The sequence below is a fragment of the Propionicimonas sp. T2.31MG-18 genome, assembly GCF_964266745.1.
In the GTDB taxonomy this organism is placed as follows: Bacteria; Actinomycetota; Actinomycetes; order Propionibacteriales; family Propionibacteriaceae; genus Propionicimonas.
The window spans coordinates 1-476 of the sequence record NZ_CAXWGX010000008.1; the positions used below are offsets into that span (position 1 = coordinate 1).

Below are 476 nucleotides of genomic sequence, written 5' to 3' on the forward strand. Positions count from 1 at the left end.
GTGTTCTTCGACGTGGTGGGCATCCCGGCGTTCCAGTTCATCCAGGATCCGCTCGACTATGCCTCGACGGTCCACCACACCGATGTCGACACCTTCGATCACCTGAAGCCCGAGGACATGCGCCAGGGCGCGATCATCCTCGCCGCCTTCCTGATCAATGCGGCCAACACGCCCGATCCGCTGCCGCGCGTGCCGCTGGCGACCCAGCCCAAGACATTGGACGAATTCTACCCGGCACCGGGAGCGAAGTAATGGCCAAGCGTGGACACCGGCCGAGCCAGGCATCGTCGAACCGCCCCCGATTCTACGGGCGGCACGCGGTGCTGGCGGCACTCGACAATCCCGAGCGCGTGGTACGCAAGATCTGGGGCACGCACGAAGCGCTGGCCGGGCTCGACATCCCGTCGACGATTCCGATCACTTTCGCCAATGCCGCCGATCTCGGCCGGCTGGTGCCGAACGACGCGCCGCATCAG

At 66.0% G+C, this 476-nt stretch carries 2 protein-coding genes; both read left to right on the top strand.

What is annotated here, in order from left to right:
• Positions 1 to 252 (top strand): hypothetical protein (locus ACFQQJ_RS04835; protein ID WP_377104678.1); only part of this gene is annotated, 252 nt, incomplete at its 5' end.
• Positions 252 to 476, top strand: a 225-nt coding sequence (locus tag ACFQQJ_RS04840; protein ID WP_377104680.1) for a hypothetical protein, incomplete at its 3' end; no start/stop codon positions are given. The genes ACFQQJ_RS04835 and ACFQQJ_RS04840, both read left to right, overlap by 1 nt.